Below are 412 nucleotides of genomic sequence, written 5' to 3' on the forward strand. Positions count from 1 at the left end.
ACGGTGCGCCCGTCCAGCAACCCGGCGCGGGCGAGCATGAAGGCACCGTTGCAGATGGAGCCGAAGCGCCGGGCTCGCGCACTGGCGTCACGCAGCCATTGATTGAACACCGGGCCGAAATCCTCGAAGGGCAGCTGCGGCCCGCCGGCCATCAACAGCAAGTCGTAAGGCTCGAGGGCCTCGCTGAAATGCCGGTGTGCCTGCAACGACAAGCCGTTGGAACAGGCCATGTTGCCGTGCCCCAGGCCAATCACCTCCAGCTGGTAATGCGCCTCGGGCGGCAGAAAACGGTTGGCCTCGCAGAACACATCCAGGGGCCCGGTCACGTCCAGTGACTGGACGCCGGGGAAGATCAGGATGGCGACGGTTTTGCCCATGGATAGAAACACCTTTTTCCAACTGAATAAATGCA

At 62.6% G+C, this 412-nt stretch carries 1 protein-coding gene; it reads right to left on the reverse strand.

What is annotated here, in order from left to right:
- Positions 1–377: DJ-1/PfpI family protein (locus tag HX846_RS07690; RefSeq protein ID WP_178965205.1), on the reverse strand; the 377-nt coding region annotated here is incomplete at its 3' end.
- Between the last annotated feature and the right edge of the window lie 35 nt (positions 378–412).

Origin of the sequence: Pseudomonas sp. K5002 (assembly GCF_013386655.1) — a bacterium.
GTDB lineage: Bacteria > Pseudomonadota > Gammaproteobacteria > Pseudomonadales > Pseudomonadaceae > Aquipseudomonas.